At 45.5% G+C, this 17,839-nt stretch carries 7 protein-coding genes; all 7 read left to right on the forward strand.

All coding sequences use genetic code 11. The features are described 5' to 3' along the window. Positions 1–217: 217 nt before the first annotated feature. Entirely contained in the window at positions 218–811 is a 594-nt protein-coding gene (locus AC1DM9_RS21425) for a hypothetical protein (protein ID WP_477582069.1), read from the forward strand. A gap of 219 nt (positions 812–1,030) precedes the next feature. Next, on the forward strand, positions 1,031–2,095 hold the full coding sequence (locus tag AC1DM9_RS21430; protein ID WP_477528147.1) for a serine hydrolase domain-containing protein: 1,065 nt from the start codon (positions 1,031–1,033) through the stop codon (positions 2,093–2,095). Positions 2,096–2,791: 696 nt separating this feature from the next. Then, on the forward strand, positions 2,792–3,175 hold the full coding sequence (gene panD, locus AC1DM9_RS21435; RefSeq protein ID WP_076270779.1) for an aspartate 1-decarboxylase: 384 nt from the start codon (positions 2,792–2,794) through the stop codon (positions 3,173–3,175). Positions 3,176–3,204: 29 nt separating this feature from the next. Next, positions 3,205–15,312 (forward strand): amino acid adenylation domain-containing protein, encoded by a 12,108-nt coding sequence (locus AC1DM9_RS21440; RefSeq protein ID WP_477582071.1) that lies wholly within the window; start codon positions 3,205–3,207, stop codon positions 15,310–15,312. Positions 15,313–15,342: 30 nt separating this feature from the next. Next, positions 15,343–16,197: a lysostaphin resistance A-like protein gene (locus tag AC1DM9_RS21445; protein WP_477582073.1), complete on the forward strand. Its 855-nt coding sequence runs from the start codon at positions 15,343–15,345 to the stop codon at positions 16,195–16,197. Position 16,198: 1 nt separating this feature from the next. After that, positions 16,199–16,999: a lysostaphin resistance A-like protein gene (locus AC1DM9_RS21450; protein ID WP_477582075.1), complete on the forward strand. Its 801-nt coding sequence runs from the start codon at positions 16,199–16,201 to the stop codon at positions 16,997–16,999. Beyond that, entirely contained in the window at positions 16,996–17,787 is a 792-nt protein-coding gene (locus tag AC1DM9_RS21455) for a lysostaphin resistance A-like protein (RefSeq protein WP_477582077.1), read from the forward strand. The genes AC1DM9_RS21450 and AC1DM9_RS21455 overlap by 4 nt, the downstream gene beginning before the upstream one ends. The last annotated feature ends 52 nt before the right edge of the window (positions 17,788–17,839 follow it).

The following is a 17,839-nucleotide window of genomic DNA, read 5'->3' on the forward strand; positions in this document are numbered from 1 at the left end:
TTAGTTAGTCTAGACTTCATAATAACGCCTCCTAAGGTGAGTTCTGAGGGCTCCAACCCAGTACATACTCATCCTAGCGGGGCGTTCGTTTTACTGCAAATTGAATCTACTAACACCTACAGGAATGTTAACGGGCAGTTTAGCGCAACTTAAGACTATATTAATCATATGAATTAGGTAGGAAAGTAAATGAGTTCCATAAAAGGGATGAAGCTAGTTGCAGACGAAAAGATGGATTGTATCAATCAGCTTGATTATTATCGTCATTGGCGCAATCTGGGTCATGTATGTGAAGCACCCCAGCACAATTGATGTAAAGCTGATTGGTGTTAAGTATCAGTTAGGTTACGAAGGTGTAAAATCTGGGATAGAGCCTGCGACTGTTATAATTCAGGGCAAGGTGCATACGAGCTTGAAAAGAGAGCGAATATTTAAGGGTGTAGTACGAATTGTAGGTGAACAAATTCCAGTGCCTCAGGATCAGCGCAATATAGAAATTCATTTTTCTAGAGACGGCTGGGGCTCAATAGCCTATCCTTATTTTCTTTATGACGAACGGGGAACAACTGTAGGAGCTGAAATTTACCAGTCACATTCTATATTCGCGAACAAAGACTTTAGTCAAGTAACATTCCTTATAACAACGCCCAATCAACAGTCTGAATCCGAAGATGGAAATCTTCAGACCGTTTGGAACACTGAGAATGGAAAGATGCTATCTGCCCCCGCAACAACACGAGAAGAGGCCCTAGCCTTATCCAATAAGCTGATGCGTGAATATTTGAAACCTTATGGGAAGTCTTTACGATAACCTGTACATCACATAATTAAGCTAACGGGAAATGATTGTTCAATACACTACGTTAGCTGGTCTAATGCTCAGCTGCCGTTTCTAATTGAAATAACGAGCAGGAATATAAAGAATTGGAAACGAGTACATAATTCAGCATCAAAAATAGGTTGATTAACGTGATTTCAACAACCGAGGATTTTTGTAAGCATCATAAAACTAAAAGGAGTAGCTGTTACTATGAAGGATTTACATAATTTTGTTTCAGATTACACGAAAGATAAGAAACATTTGCATCTTGCGATCGGGATTATTAGAGAGGGCGGTATTGAATACTTTTCGTTCAGTAATAATCAAAAGAGAAGTACGATTCCTCCTGAGCATATGTTGTTTGAAATCGGCTCCATAACCAAAGTTTTCACATCCATTCTCTTATTAGAAATGGAACGGGAAAAACTGCTTTCCTCGGATGACATGGTTGGTAAGTTTGTGCCAAACGTTAAAAACGATTATTTGAATAAGATTACCTTGAAAAGCCTTGCTACTCATACCTCTGGTTTACCTAGATTGGCAACAAACCACAATCTGGCTAAAAAAAGATCGAATCCTTATTCAATGTATACCGAGCAAGATTTAACTGCTTTTCTATCTGATGCTGACTACACGGATAGTATTGGTTCATTTGGATATTCCAATATCGGTGTGGGCTTACTGGGGAATATTCTATGCAAGGTGTCAGGAAGCAAGTATGATGAACTGTTGAAAAAATACATAACGGGCCCATTAAAGATGAATGAGACAGCCGTTACACTTGATTCAGAACAGAATAGAAGGTTTTTGAATGGACATGCTTCAACTGGGAAGAGAGTCCCTCACTGGGATCTCTCTATACATGAAGGAGCTGGGGGGATTAAGTCATCGGTTAACGATTTAAGTTTATTTGTCCAAGCCAATCTAAATGATGATAATCCGATAGCCTCTACACTGCAAAAAAGTCATATCCCTATGTGGATCGGAAATTCAAACCGTTATTTTGGCTGGGGTGAGGATAAACTTCTAGATAAAGGTATCCTCTGGCATAACGGGGGTTCAGCTGGTTTTAACAGTTATCTAGCTTTCAACAAGGAACTCCGTGTAGGAATTGTATTGCTATCCAATTATTCTTGTTTCTCAAATTCTCTTATGGATTATTATGTTGCTCAATTAATAAAATGGATTACTAAAAAAGAGCCTTCTCAAGGAACTATGATAGACGTTACAGGGTTAAAAATATTTGAAGCCATCCTAAGTAGTGAAAAGTCATGAACTAACGGAGAACGTTAGTTGAAATAGCCGCGGCAGTCTAAGACTTTATTTATCTGGTCTTGGTTCGCCGCTGCTTTTGTTATGGGGTTAGTCTAAAACTTATTTTTTAACCCCTATTGTTTTACACGAAATCGTTTATTATGCGCGAATCTATCACAATAGTGACCATATAAATCAAAAAAAGAGAATTCCACCCCTTATTAACATAAAAATCCCCTTTCTTTCATAGGTGCAATCCAACTACTATAGGTATGAGTTCGAATGGTAAAAAGTATCATTTTTTTGATATTAGTATCAAATTAGTCAGGATGACCACGCTCTTTGATATCAAAATAAGCTAAACCTTTACAGCATTTTCCCACACCTCTTTCATTGCGCAGCTCTTTTCTAGTAAATGATTTCATTGCTAATCACTTGCTTGTCAGTCTCCCCAACAAGTTAACCCACATGTTATTTTAACTCGAATATTCAACCCGCATAAGCTATACCTTCAACCAAAACTACTTAGTCGAATGCATTCAGAAGTTATTAACAAACTATTGTTAACGCTTTCATGTTAACGGAGCGATTTCTTTGTCTTTTTTATTTTAAAATTTGCAATAAATACAAATAAAAGTAACTTTAAGGTTGTGTTAAAGCACTATTATTTATCGGTATATTAACCAAATTCACTATTCTATGAGGAGTGTGTTATTTATGTTTAGAGAAATTCACAAATCCAAAATTCACCGTGCGGTCGTTACGGAAGCAAATTTAAATTATGTAGGCAGCATCACGATTGATCAAGATATTTTAGACGCATCCAATATTTTAGAGAACGAGAAAGTACAAGTTGTAAATATCAATAACGGCGCGCGGTTGGAGACGTATGCGATCACTGGCCCAAGAGGCTCAGGCATGGTTTGTCTAAATGGAGCGGCTGCGCGAATGGTTCAGCCAGGAGATCTCGTTATTATTATCTCCTACGCCATGATGGAAGATCATGAAGCGAGGGTGTACAAGCCCGATGTGGTCATTATGGATGAGAATAATCGGATTGTGACGGACAAGTATCAAGAGCTGCACTCTACAACGGTATAATGCCACAGACAAAAAGTAGGGGGAGCTATATGAATATCATCCGAAATCTCTCAGAGGTACTCATTGCAAGCGGAACGAGCGGTGCGGGCATTACGTTCTGCGAGGCGGGTAAGGATCGATTCGTGTCGTATGGGCAACTACGCAAGGCAGCGGGTGCAGTACTCGGTCAGCTGCAGGAAAGAGGGCTTGGCAAAGGGCAGCATGTTGTGCTGCAGACCGAAGATAATGAACGATTTCTTGTTTTGTTTTGGGCCTGCCTATTGGGCGGCATGATCCCCGTTCCACTTACAGCGGGACGAACTGACGAAGGCAGGAAGAAGCTTCTTCAAGTAAGCAGCCAACTTGGAAATCCGTATTTGCTGTGCGAGCCAGAAATATGGGAATCTGTTGCAGCTTATTGTCTCAAAAATGAAGAACATGCCGCAGGACAGCTTCTGCAAAAAAAAATGCTGCCGATCAAGGATGTTTTGGATGAAGCAGCTGCTATAGATCGCCAAGGAACAGTCTATGCGGCAACCGAGGATGATGTTGCATTTATCCAATTCACCTCTGGTTCTACAGGTGATCCTAAAGGTGTTGTTTTGACACATGGCAACTTACTTTCGAATATGCGGGCGATATTGGAGGGCGCGCAGTCGACCGAGGCTGATTCCTCTTTAAGCTGGCTCCCGCTTACGCATGATATGGGTTTGATCGGATTTCATCTAACTCCGATGCTTGGGCTTATGAATCAATGGCAGATGCCGACCTCGACATTCGTGCTTCATCCGATGAAGTGGATGGAGCTCACGCATCAGCATCGCATTACCTGTCTATCATCACCTAACTTTGGTTATGTTCACTTTCTACAGCATTTTAAACCTGAGAATGCCACCTGCTGGGACCTTAGCTCGGTAAGGCTTATCTTTAACGGAGCGGAACCAATATCTGCGAGCAATTGCCGCGAGTTTCTCGCACAGATGAAGCCTTATGGGCTTAGAGAACAATGTATATTTCCCGTCTATGGACTAGCGGAAGCAAGTTTGGCCGTTACATTTCCGCATGTGGAGGAGAGCTTGAATACCTTATATGTAAGCCGAAAGGGCTTGAATATCGGAGATGTTATTCAGGATGCTCCAGCAGATGATCCCAATAAAATAGAAATCGTTGAGCTCGGGTTCCCTGTATCCGAATGCGAGCTTAAAATTTGCGACGAGTCTGGTCGGGAAACGCCAGATCGCTACGTTGGACTCCTCCATATTAGAGGGAGGAATGTCACCAAGGGTTATTTTAACCGCCCTGATGTGAATGCCGTTATTCTATCGACAGACGGATGGCTGAATACCGGTGATCTTGGATTTATGCAAGACGGCAGATTGTATGTGACTGGCCGCATGAAGGATATTATTTTCGTCAATGGACAGAACGTATACCCGCATGATTTGGAAATGCTGGCAAGCGAAATAAAGGGAGCAGAAATAGGCAAAGTAGCTGTCAGCGCGATTCAGAATGAAGCAACGAAGCAGGATGAGATCGCCGTATTTATTCAATATCGAGGCAAGCTTAACGGTTTTGTGCCGCTGAGGCAAAGCGTGCAGCGATTGCTAAATCGAAAAACTGGACTCCAAGTGGAGCTCATTGTTCCAGTAAAGCGTATTCCGAAAACTACCTCTGGGAAAATTCAGCGTTACACTCTTGCTGAGAGTATGCAGAGCGGACAATTCTCCTCAGTCATTTCGGAATTGGAGTCGCTGGCAGCGATTATGGAAGAAACAGCTCCCGAGTCGGCTGCTGCAGCTCCTGAAACGGATGCCGAACATCGCATATTGTCTATTTGGAAAAAAGTGCTGAAGACAGACCGCATTGGAATAGATGATCATTTTTTGGAGCATGGCGGTAATTCACTGAGCGCAGCTTATGTAGCTGCCCAGCTGCAGTCGGCGTTTGGCATAAATGTATCTCTGAGCGAGTTGTTTCAGCATCATACTGTTCGGTTACTAGCCGCTTATGTCGCTGAAGTGACTGCTGGGGAAGATCAAAGAAATGACAGAAATGGCCAGTGCGAAGTGATTTCAAATGGAGGCACGAGGGATTGGTATCCCGCCACGTCTGCTCAGAAGAGATTATTTATTGTTGAGGAAATGAATTCAGGTCTCCTTCGTTATCATCTTCCGCAGCGCATAAGCATTGAGGGGGAACTGGACCTCAGTAAGTTTCAGCAGGTGTGGGAGTCCTTGATCAACAGGCATTCTTCACTACGTACATCATTTGTTATGGATAATGATATCGTGGTTGGTCGAATTTCGGATTCAATAAAGCTGCCCATTGTTTATAAAGACGGCCGCGGCTGGTCAGAGAGTGATATGCAGCACAAAATAAGTGCATTTCTGCAGCCCTATGAGCTGTCTAAGGCGCCGTTGTTCCGAATGGAGTTAATCACACTCGGCCATAACCGCCATCTGATGTTATTTGATATGCATCATCTCATTACAGATGGCACGTCGATGGGGATATTAATCGGGCAATTTGTTGCGATGTATGAAGGGGCTGAGCTGCCTCCAATTTCTTTTCAATACAGCGATATTGCTGATTGGGAGAAAAGGAGCAGGGCAGAAGATAGGCGCATGATCGGACAGAGAGAGTATTGGCGGCAAATGTTCAAGGAGGGAGCGGAGGAGATCGACATCCCGGCAGATTATCGGCGTCCGCTCACTCCTAGCTACAAGGGAGCTATTGAAAAATTTGTACTCGATGCAACACTTACAGCTAAGCTGGAGCAATTGGCTTTCCGAACAGGCGGTACGTTGTATACCGTTTTAACTTCCGTTTACTTTATGCTGCTGAGCAAGTACACCGGAGCAGTTGATATGGTGATCGGTACTGCGTCGGCAGGGAGAACAAGGCCGGAGATGGAAGGTATCGTGGGCCTGTTCGTCAATATGGTGCCGCTGCGACTTCAGGCAGGCAAGGAGCTTTCGATCCTTCAATGCTTTGAAGAGATCAATAAACAAATATTGTTATCGCTAGACCATCAGGACGTCCCTTACGAAGAAATTGTAGAGCTGGCAGAGGTAAAACAAGAACATGGCCGTAATCCTTTGTTCAGCACTGTATTTACGTTGCACAACATGGAAATTCCACAGTTTCATACAGCGAATGTCACATTCAAGCCTGAGCCGATAGGGACAGGTACATCTAAATTTGATATGAGCTGGGAATGTATAGCTTCGGAGGATGGCATTACAGTATCTATTGAATATTCCCTTGACTTGTACAGTCAGGAAACAGTAAGAGGATTTGCTCGCCATTATAAAACATTAGCTGATGCAGCAGTGCAATCCCCTGAGACGACTGTTGAGCTGCTTCCTATGTTAGACGAGGATGAATGCCAGCTTATTTTGGCTACTAGCGAGTCGAGTCGAGCACTTTACCCTAACGATACTTCACTGTACAGGCTGTTTGAGAGGCAGGTGGCTCATACACCACAGCTCCCGGCTATAGTTATGGATGAGGCAACCCTCTCCTACACAGAGCTGAATGAAATGGCAAATGCTCTGGCTAGATGGCTCATCAACCATGGAGTAGTTCCGCATTCACGTGTGGCGCTGCTCCTTCATCGATCCTTTAATATGCCAGTTGCGATACTTGCTGTGTTGAAGACCGGCTCCGCATATGTGCCAATCGACCCGAGTTATCCTATCGACAGGATTGAGTTTATGCTTGGGGACGCTGATATTTCTACAATGATAGTAGATGCCTGGACAAGCCATATAGGCGGCAAGCTTGCTCAAGCTGGGAATAGACCAGTAGATAAGATTGACATGGATGCTATGAGGAACGAGTGGAGACAGGCAGAGAGACATAATTTGAACGTGGATGTAACAGGGGACGACGCAGCTTATGTGATGTACACATCTGGTTCCACAGGACGGCCAAAAGGAATTTTAACTACGCACCGAAACGTCATTCGCATTGCTCGGGCTACTGACTATATCCGAATCACGAATGAGGATGCGCTGCTGCAGTTATCGAATTATGCGTTTGACGGATCGACGTTTGATTTTTATGGGGCACTTTTGAACGGCGCAAAGCTCGTCCTTGTGAATGAGAACGATTTGCTTGATATCCATCAGCTTATTTTATTGATGAAGAAACAAAGGGTTACGGTGTTTTTTGCGACTACAGCTTTGTTTAATGCATTCGTTGACTCTGGATTGAAGGACTTGCCTTCCCTTCGTCATCTATTGTTTGGCGGTGAACGCGCATCAGCCTCGCATATTAGAAGAGCTTATCAGACCGTCGGTTCAGGCGTGCTGCTTCACGTGTACGGTCCAACAGAGTCTACTGTTTTCGCTACTTGTTATCCGATTGACTCGCTAGAGCAGGACAATGCTGCGATTCCAATAGGCAAGCCTATCGCACAATCAGAAGCACTTGTATTGGACGAAAATGGTGCCTTGCTCCCAGTACTTGTGCCTGGGGAATTATGTATTGCCGGCGATGGTTTAACACAAGGTTACTTGAACCTGCCAGAGCTTACTGCAAATAAATTTGTTCCCCATCCTTTTAAGGAGGGAACCAAGCTTTACAGGACAGGGGATTTGGTTAGGCGGCTGCCTGACGGTAATCTAGAGTTTTTGGATCGGCTCGACACCCAGGTGAAGCTGCGTGGATTTCGTATAGAACTAGGGGAAATTGAGAGCAAACTGCTAGAGTGCGAGGACGTTAGGGAAGCGGTAGTTATGCTGAAATACCGCAGCGGCGATCCACAGCTTGCTGCCTATATCGTTGCAAATGGTGAGCTTTCCATAGATCGGCTGCAAGCAGAGCTGGGAGCAAAGCTGCCGCAATTTATGATTCCGGCAGTCTTCGTGCGGGTGGAGAAGCTCCCGCTCACTTCTAACGGCAAGATTAACAAAAACGCATTGCCTGAGCCTGACTTTTCCAAACTGAGCATCGGAATGGCAGCAGCCTATGTTCCGCCTACAACCCAAACCGAGATTCAGCTTGCAACCATTTGGAAAATGGTTTTGAAGGTAGAGGCTGTAGGCGTTAATGATCACTTCCTCGCACATGGCGGTCACTCTTTGAAGGCTGCAGCACTTGTATCGGAAATTTACAAGCAATATCATGTCCGAATGCCGATCAAGGAAGTATTTCTACGTTCAACAGTTAGAGAGCAAGCAGAATGGATTGACAGTGCAGATATAGAGGCATATGAACCGATAATACCGATAAACATTTCTCAATCTTATCCGTTAAGTCCATCCCAGCAGCGTATTTTTCTCATTGAAGAAATTGCAAACGCGGGTATAGCCTATCATATCCCGCTAGCGCTGCGCTTAACTTGCCATGTTCAGCGAACGGATATGGAACGGGCCATAAAAGGACTTATTGCTCAGCATGAGCCGCTTCGTACATCATTCCAGTTTATTGACGGTGAGGCGCGTCAAATTATACATGAGCATGCTTCGTTCGAGCTTCAAGAGATAAGCGATACAACAATAGATCTGGAGCAACATTTCTGCGAATTTGCCAAGCCGTTGTCGCTTTCACAAGCACCGCTCCTTGACGCACGGCTGCTCAGCAGCGCATGCGGAGAAACTTATTTGCTTCTAAATATCCATCATATTATTGCGGATGGCATTTCGGTGAGTCTGCTTATTGAAGAGCTAGTCAAACGACTAGACGGCAAGCGCTTGGAAGAGCCGCATATTCAGTACAAGGATTATGCAGTATGGAGAGCAAGCCAAGGGAATACGGAACGCATGCGGAAGAGCATCCGATATTGGGAGACCGAGTTAAGCGATCCACCCCCGAGCCTCGACATGCCGCTTGACTTCCCGCGTGGGGAACGGCAATCGCTAGAGGGGGAGACGTTTGGATTCCATGTCCCTTCAGAGCTAGCAATTCGGCTTCAATCTATATCCGATACGCTCAATATTAGCTTAAATAGTCTGTTGTTTGCTTCCTACGCTCTGCTTCTTCAAAAGTATACAAGTGGAAATGACTTGATTATTGGGGCGCTAGCGGCAGGAAGATCACATCCCGAAACGGCTAATATGATCGGTATGTTCAATAATTTTCTTCCAATTCGCCTTAAAATAGGCGATGGAATGAAATTTGATCAATTTGCGAAGGCGTCACATGATCATCTTCTTGCAGCACTCGAACATCAAGATGTGAGCTTTGACCAGATGATTGAAGCTGCGCAAATGACGATGGATCCCTCACGAAACCCGCTGTTCGATACGATGATGATTTTGCACAACCAGATCGGAAATGATCTGGAAGTGAAGGGTCACACTGTAGGGGTACAGCCTATACGCGCAGGTAAAAACATGACATCTAAATTGGATTTTAAATTTGATCTTTATTCTCATGGTGACGGAGGCCTTCGAGCAGAGCTAGAGTTCAATACGCGATTATTTCATAAAGCAACGATGATGAGGTTGGCGGACCATTGGCTCAATGTACTGAAACAAGTGACGGATGAGCCAGGTATGAGATGCTCTTCCCTCAGCTTAATTATGGAGAAGGAAGCGCAAATGCTTCTTCAAGAATGGAATGATACAGCAAGGCCGTATCCTGATGGCGAAACCATCCATGGCTGTTTTGAGGAACAGGTACGCAAGACGCCGAATGCTCCAGCCATTCGATCGAACGACGGTATGTTTACTTACCGTGAGCTTGATGATCGTGCAAACCGACTTGCTCTGCTGCTCCGTCAGAAAGGTGTTGGAGCTGACACAATCGTCCCGATTGTTGCAGAGCGCTCTTTTGAAATGATGGCAGCGATTTTAGGCATTCTAAAAGCCGGGGGCGCTTACTTGCCTATCGATCCGCATTTTCCAGAGGAGCGTATTGGGTACATTCTTGAAGATAGCGGAGCCAATATATTATGTTTCCAGCACAAATGGATGAACCAACTGCCGTTTAATGGTGAAATTATAGATATAGATGCTGTTGAAGACAAGGGTTCCCATGATGCTGAAAAATGGCTATGGGAGCCTGCAGTGAATGCGCATCATTTGGCATATGTCATCTATACATCAGGTTCTACTGGAAAACCAAAGGGAGTTATGATCGAGCATGCTGCGGTCATCAACCGTATACATTGGATGCAAGATCAATATCCACTTGATTCGCAAGATGTCATTCTTCAGAAGACACCTATAACTTTTGATGTTTCAGTGTGGGAGCTGTTCTGGTGGAGTTTTGCAGGGGCATCTGTTTACTTGCTGGAACCGCGGGGGGAGCGGGAGCCGCAGGTCATGATGAAAGTAATCCGTGAGCAAGCGGTGACGGTCATGCATTTTGTCCCATCCATGCTGGGCGTATATCTCCAGTATGCATCGGAAGTTAAGGCGGACAAGCCTTTCGGAGGTTTGCGTTACGTATTTGCAAGCGGAGAGGCGTTGAAGCCTGCACAGGTGGAAGGGTTCTACAGCCAACATTCTGCAGGCAGCGAAAGTCCACGACTCATAAATTTATACGGACCGACTGAAGCGACCGTGGATGTCAGCTCATATGACTGCGCGAACTATAAGCAAGGATCTGTTCCAATTGGCTCACCGATTCAAAATATTCGGCTGTACGTTGTGGATGAGCAGCGGCGGCTGCAGCCCATTGGAATTCCGGGCGAGCTCTGCATCGCTGGAGTGGGACTCGCTAGAGGTTATTTGAACCGTCAAGAATTGACAGCCGAAAAATTTGTAACCGATCCTTTTTTTGCTGGGGAACGAATGTACTTGACCGGAGACCGCGCGCGCTGGCTTGCTGACGGTCATATCGAGTATTTGGGTCGATTCGATCATCAAGTGAAGATTAGAGGATTTCGAATGGAATGTGGAGAGATTGAGCATGCGCTGATGCAGCTGGAGGAGGTTTCCGATGCGCTCGTCATGACCGTAAAGGATCGTACGGGAGAGCCAGCCTTATGTGCATATGTGGTTTCATCTTTTGAACGCAATGAACGTGAGCTGAAGGAGAGGCTGAGGGGGATGCTTCCGGAATATATGATTCCTTCCCTGTTTGCCTGCCTGCATTCCTTTCCTCTTAATGCTAGCGGGAAGATAGACCGCAGCCGCCTTCCACAGCCGACGTTTGCTGATTCTATTGGCGGCGCCGATCCGCGCAGTGAGACGGAGCTTCGACTAGCAGAGCTATGGAAGAGCATACTTGGTGTTCGCATCGTACGCACCGACGATCATTTTTTCCAGCTTGGCGGACATTCGCTGCGCGCAGCGCAGTTAACGGGTGCAGTGGAGCGGCAGTTAGAGGTCACATTTACACTAAAGGATGTGTTCGCCTACCCGGTCCTAGAAGAGATGGCAGCGTTCATTGATAGATCGCCGAAAAGGACTGCAGCATCTATCACAAGGGCCGAGCAGAGGGATGTTTATCCATTGTCGCTTGCGCAGAACCGACTATTCGTTCTTCATCATATGAAGCCTTCCAGTACAGCCTACAATTTGCCGCTCGCACTCAGTATGCGTGGTGAACTGAACGTTGAGAGACTGCAAGAGGCGCTGCAGCGGCTCATTGATCGTCATGAACCGCTCAGAACAAGCTTTGAATGGCGCGATGGCGCCCCCGTTCAACGCATTCATGAGCGAGTAATGGTGCGAGCTGATGTAACAAAAACGGATCAAGTGGATGGATGGAGCAGCATGCAAAAATTCGTTCAGCCATTCGATTTGAGCATTGCTCCGCTGCTGCGCGCTTCACTTATTACGAATGGCGTGCAAGAGCATTTGCTGTTGCTTGATATGCATCATATCGTATCTGACGGTATTTCAATGACAGTGCTGGCACATGATTTCACCAAGCTTTATGAAGGCGGCACGTTGCTGCCGCTTGAAGTCCAGTACAAGGACATAGCTGTATGGCAGCAGGGTTTTATGAAGAGCCGAGAGCGGGATAGGCAAGAGCAGTACTGGCGAGAGGAGCTGGCGGGAACGCTGCCGCTTCTGGATTTGCGAGTGGACAAGCCAAGGCCAGCCGAACAAAGCTTTAAGGGGAGAAAAATCATTCATGCGCTGCCTCTCTCGTTAATGTCCGAGGTAGAGTCATTGGCAGCAACGGCTGGCATGACTAGTTTTCCAATATGGCTTGCTTGTTTTCACGTGCTGCTTCATAAGCTGACGGGGCAAGAGGATATCATCTCTGGTACACCGATTGGAGGAAGATCCCATCCAGAGACAGCCCCGCTTGTTGGGATGTTTGTCAATACCGTTGCTATCCGGAGCCAGCCATCTGGCGAGCACAGCTTTCTTCATTTTGCCCGACAGATCAAGGAGAAGGTGCTTGGTGCGATGCATAATGGGATGCTGCCGTTCGAGCATTGTGTAACCGCACTTGATGTAAAGCGAGACCTGAGTCGAAATCCAATCTTTGACGTCATGTTCGTTATGCAAAATATGGATGTGCCGGCAATGAAAGCTGATGTGCTGCAAATAAAGACGCAGCCGCTGGAGCACGCTGTATCCAAGCTGGATCTGACGTTTGAGCTTGCAATGCGTGAGGATGGTGCAGACCTTACTGTAGAATATGCAACGGATCTATTCGAACAACAAACAATCAACCAAATGATTAGCTACTATATTCGAATTGTGGAGCAAATTACAAAAGATACGCATATCTCTTTAAACCAGATAAGATTGCTGAATTCGGATGAAGAAGCCATTCAACTTGTTCAATTCAACGAAACGGCTACCGCTTATCCAAGCCATATAACCGTTGAGTCTTACTTGGAAGCACAAGCTGAGTGGATACCGCATGCTACTGCCCTGATCTATGAGACTGGGGAAATGTCATATCGTGAACTGAATGGGAAGGCCAATCGGCTGGCAAGAGCTCTGAGAAAGCACGGGGTGAAGCATGAGGATACTGTAGCCGTCATCATGGAGCGTTCTGTAGACATGATCATTGCGATTTACGGCATATTGAAGGCAGGAGCGGCGTATATCCCGATCTCACCTGGGCTTCCTGAAGAGCGAGTTCGATATATGCTGGATGACTCGGGAGCAAGGATTGTTTTGACTCGGGGCTTAGACGGGCAGATCGGCAACATGTCGCTAGACTCTGAACGATTGAACATAGAGGAAGCGCTGCAGCATGAGCAAAATGATGGGCCGTTAGAAAAAATCCATCGATCGCGCAGTTTAGCGTATGTGTTGTACACCTCAGGGTCAACAGGACAGCCGAAAGGGGTAATGATTGAGCACCATTCCGTAGTGAATCGCCTTACGTGGATGCAAAACAGATACACACTTGATATGCATGATGTGATTTTGCAAAAAACGCCATTTACGTTTGATGTGTCGGTATGGGAGTTGTTCTTATGGAGCTTCTCAGGCGCTAAGCTATGCTTGCTTGCACCAGGCGGAGAAAAGGACCCTGGGGCGATATATGATGCCATTAATAAGTATGCGGTGACTACGCTACATTTTGTACCTTCTATGCTTCATCTGTTTTTGGATTACCCGGGCCTTGTTAAGGATAGTAAAAAGCTTGAGAGCTTACGTTATGTTTTTGCCAGTGGAGAAGCGCTTACGGTCAATCAAGTAGAGAGATTTAGAGAGCGAATCGGAGAACCTAATGCTGCGAAGCTCATTAATCTGTATGGTCCAACGGAAGCGACGGTCGATGTGTCCTATTACGAGTGTATAGGAGAGCAAAGTTTAACGAGCGTGCCTATTGGCAAACCAATCGACAACATTTCCTTATATGTGGTCAATGAAGTTATGCAGGCTCAACCGGTAGGCGTGGCGGGAGAGCTGTGTATTGCGGGAGTTGGCTTGGCGCGGGGGTATTGGAAACGTCCTGATTTGACCTCGGAAAAGTTTGTGATAAATCCATTCGCAGCTAACGAGCTCATGTATCGTACAGGTGATCTTGCGAGGTGGCTGCCTGATGGCAGCATCGAATTTCTGGGACGAATGGATCACCAGGTGAAAATTAGGGGGTACCGCATTGAATGCGGGGAGATCGAGCATGCGCTTACGGGTCATCCAGACGTAAGGGAAGCCGTTGTCATGAAGCGTGACGGGGCTGCGGGGGAAAGCGCATTTCTATGCGCGTATGTCGTAACGAGTAATGCAGTCACTACTGCACAATTACGTTATCATTTGGCTAAAACATTACCCGATTATATGGTTCCGGCTGTCTACGTGGAACTGGATCAAATGCCGCTTTCTCCAAATGGCAAGGTAGATCGCAAGTCATTGCCAGCACCAGACGAGCGGTTGGATGCAGGCGTGCGTTATGTGGAGGCAGCAAGCGAAACGGAAAAAACCATTTCTATTGTGTGGGGAGAAGTGCTAGGCCGAACCGCTATTGGGACGCATCATAATTTCTTTGATGTTGGGGGAGAGTCGCTGCTGCTTGTCCGTACCCACCAGCGACTGGAAGAGCTGTACCCAGGTTTACTCAAGGTGACGGATCTATTTAATTATCCGACGATTGCCGCGCTTGCGGAATATATTGATTCCCGAAGCAATCTTCCTCACATTTGGCATTACGCTGGAATTGCTGCAGGTGAGGACTCCTTCAATAACACATACACTGCGCAGCGGAATGGTTCGTACCAATTCACCCTTGAGGACGATTTAATTGAGGGACTGGCGGAAATGGCATATTCGCAGTCTGTGTCCATTACAACCGTTGCTCTAGCAATCTATCTGCTCTTCTGGAAGCAGCAGTCAGGCGCTAATGACTTGGTTATGCCGGTTGCAACATCAAGGGGACGGCTCACACCTTTAGAGCTTGACTTTAGTACGGTGCTGGAGTTTAGCGAACTAATCCGAGCAGCCGACTCGTTGTTTGACGATACGAAAATTTCCTACGATTGGAATCAAGTGGAGAGAGAGCTTGGGAGCCATAATAGTTCCCGCATAACGCCTTTGTTTGTAGATCGCTCACGCACAGGCTTCATTCCCGAAAATCAACTCATGCACCTCTTCGATATCATTCTGACGTTAGACAGCGGCAGGGGAGCAGCAGGTAAAGGGATGAGCGGTTTATGGGAATTTAATGCACGTCGATTAAAGAAAGAAAAGGTTAAGGCATGGGCTCAGGGCTATATTAAACTGCTCAGAATGGCCGTTCATCAATTTCAGCAGACTTCTAATGCTAGAGCTGGCGGCAAGCAGTAAGGACAACCCCATATGCAAAGGAGCATTACGTTGAAAAAGATCTTGTTTATGCTCGGGAATATCGCATGGTATTTAGGTATCTTCTACGCTTTGCTTTATCTGCTGCGATCAACCTATCAGTATGAAGCTACACTCGGCCTTGCCAAGTTTATGGATCGTAACCCGGCGATGTTCATGGCGGTATTATTTACCTCCATTTTGCTCATCTATATGCTTGTTTTCCGTTTGAAGAGAAGCATATGGAAAGAGCAGAAGCAAACCTTGTTTCAAGTTAGCGGATTCAAGAAGATCGGGGTCAAAGATGCCGGGTTGATGCTGGCTATGGGGGCAGCCGGATGCCTGTTTAGTATTGGTCTAATTGAAATTGATGTCATCGCTCGACACTTTCCGTCCATCCCCTTTCTCGTAGATGATCTCATTAGGGGAGATTCCATTTTATATGTTATTTTAGGTGCGGGGCTTATTGCCCCCATCTATGAAGAAATTTTGTTTAGAGGATTAATTTACGGACAATTGCGTCAAGTGATGCCGCTGTATGCTGCGCTTATTTTGCAAGCATTGGTTTACGCCTATTTTCAGCCAAGCCTCAGTCTGTCATTCATTGGTTTTGGTTCTGGACTCATCTACGCGATATTGTATATCCGAATAGGGAGCCTGTGGGCGCCAATTATTGTACAAACCTCAGCCATGAGTCTTATTTTTATAACAAAATATGTTGGTTGGCATGAAGCGCTTAACGAAATAGGAGAACCCTTGTTGTATGTTCTAACGGCTGGAAGCCTGCTCTTTCTCGTAGGAGGAACGGCATATATTTGGCGCAGAGGGCTCGAAAAAGGTGCAAGTTCAGTACAAGCAGACCCGATTACGGTTGGAAGAGGGCGATAAGATGAGAAATTGGACTGTATCGATAGGGCGTGTTCTACTAGTCATCGGGTTGTATTTCGCCTGGTTTCTTACCGTTACCAAGTTATTTTTTGCTTATATCTACCCGTTGAGTCCTTGGTTTGAACAAAATACGCTTACTGTCATTATATTAAATGACATTATTGGTTTTCCGCTTATGTACTTTGCAATAAAGCTAATATTTAAACAAAACCTATTCAAGGAAGCCCGATTTCAAAAGATGGATGGCAGCGCTATTTCCTTGTCGCTATGGGTGGGTTTGGGTGCGGGCTTGTTCACTGTGGCATTCTCGCAATTGCCTGCGATCCAGTCTGATCAGTTCAAATTCCAAGAGTTATTCGAATATTTGAATCGGGCAGAATGGTATGTTTTCCTCGTTTTTCTATTGCTAGGGAACGTATACAAGGAAACGTTATTCAGAGGTTTACTGCTGAACAGTTTTAGAGGCGTTCTGCCTGTCACCGTTGCGATTTTGCTGCAAGGGTTATTATATGGCGTTCTATTCTTCTTAGGCGATATTCCGCTTTCCTTGTATGGGTTTCTTGGCGCCATCATTTTTGCCCTCTTGTACGTATGGTTTGATTCCATCTGGGCGCCGATTGCCGCGCAGGTGGCTTGCCAAGGAGTTCAATACTTGCTCTGGCATCTAGGCCCGAAGAGTGACGATATATTCATATTGTCAGCTGTAATGGCAGTTGCAGGTGCCATGATTGCAACTGGCTTATATTTGGGCAATCGCCGCTTTCGCAAGCCATACAATCACAAAGAGGTCATTCACACATGAGAACTTTAACTGTAATTAGTAAAGTTCTACTCTATTTAGCTATTTATATCTGCGTAGTTTTATTCACGAATTGGGCGTTGAACAATTTGATTCAAGATGCTGAGTTTAGTGCGTGGCTTAGCAAAAATCCAGCGAGCTCTCTTATCGCAGCGAATACGATTGTGATCGCCATTTATGTGCCGCTGCTTCGCTGGCAAAACATTCGAATGCAAGACCTCGGCTTCGTTCGACCACAATCAGCAGTGATGGCTGCTGGGACAGGAATTTGGCTTGGTCTGTTCATCGCGGTGTTCACACAGCTTGCTTGGATCGCTGAGAATTTTCCGGAAATTGCGAATTTGGTTCAATTTGTAGCTGGTGGAGGGAATTTCTATGTATTTGTATTGAGCAGCTTATTGCTAGGTTCTTTGCTCGAGGAATGGCTGTTCCGGGGGATGCTGATCCATGTTTTCCGCCAACGATTCTCCTCTGGATGGTCTGTGCTGCTGCAAGCTTTGTTGTTTGGAACTGTATTTATGAGCGTAACCATTGGTGCCTTCGCTGCTCTTGGAGCGATTATTTATGGTGTAATTCGCGTGAGCACAGGATCGATATGGTCATCTTTGCTCGCGCATGTGTTCAGTACAGCAACCTTGTACGTCGTCTCTCATTTTATGAAGGATTCCTCTCCCGAAATTTTTCTTATTCTGTCGTTCATAAGCGGAATAGCGATTATTGTGCATTTGTATATTTTGCTGCGTAAACAATCGGAGGATTTGAAGCGGCAAAATAAAAGTATATCAATTTAAATCAATGATTTATGGTAGTGATCACATTGCCACTGCAAACAACCGCAAAAGA

It is taken from the genome of Paenibacillus sp. 01T431 (assembly GCF_056398625.1).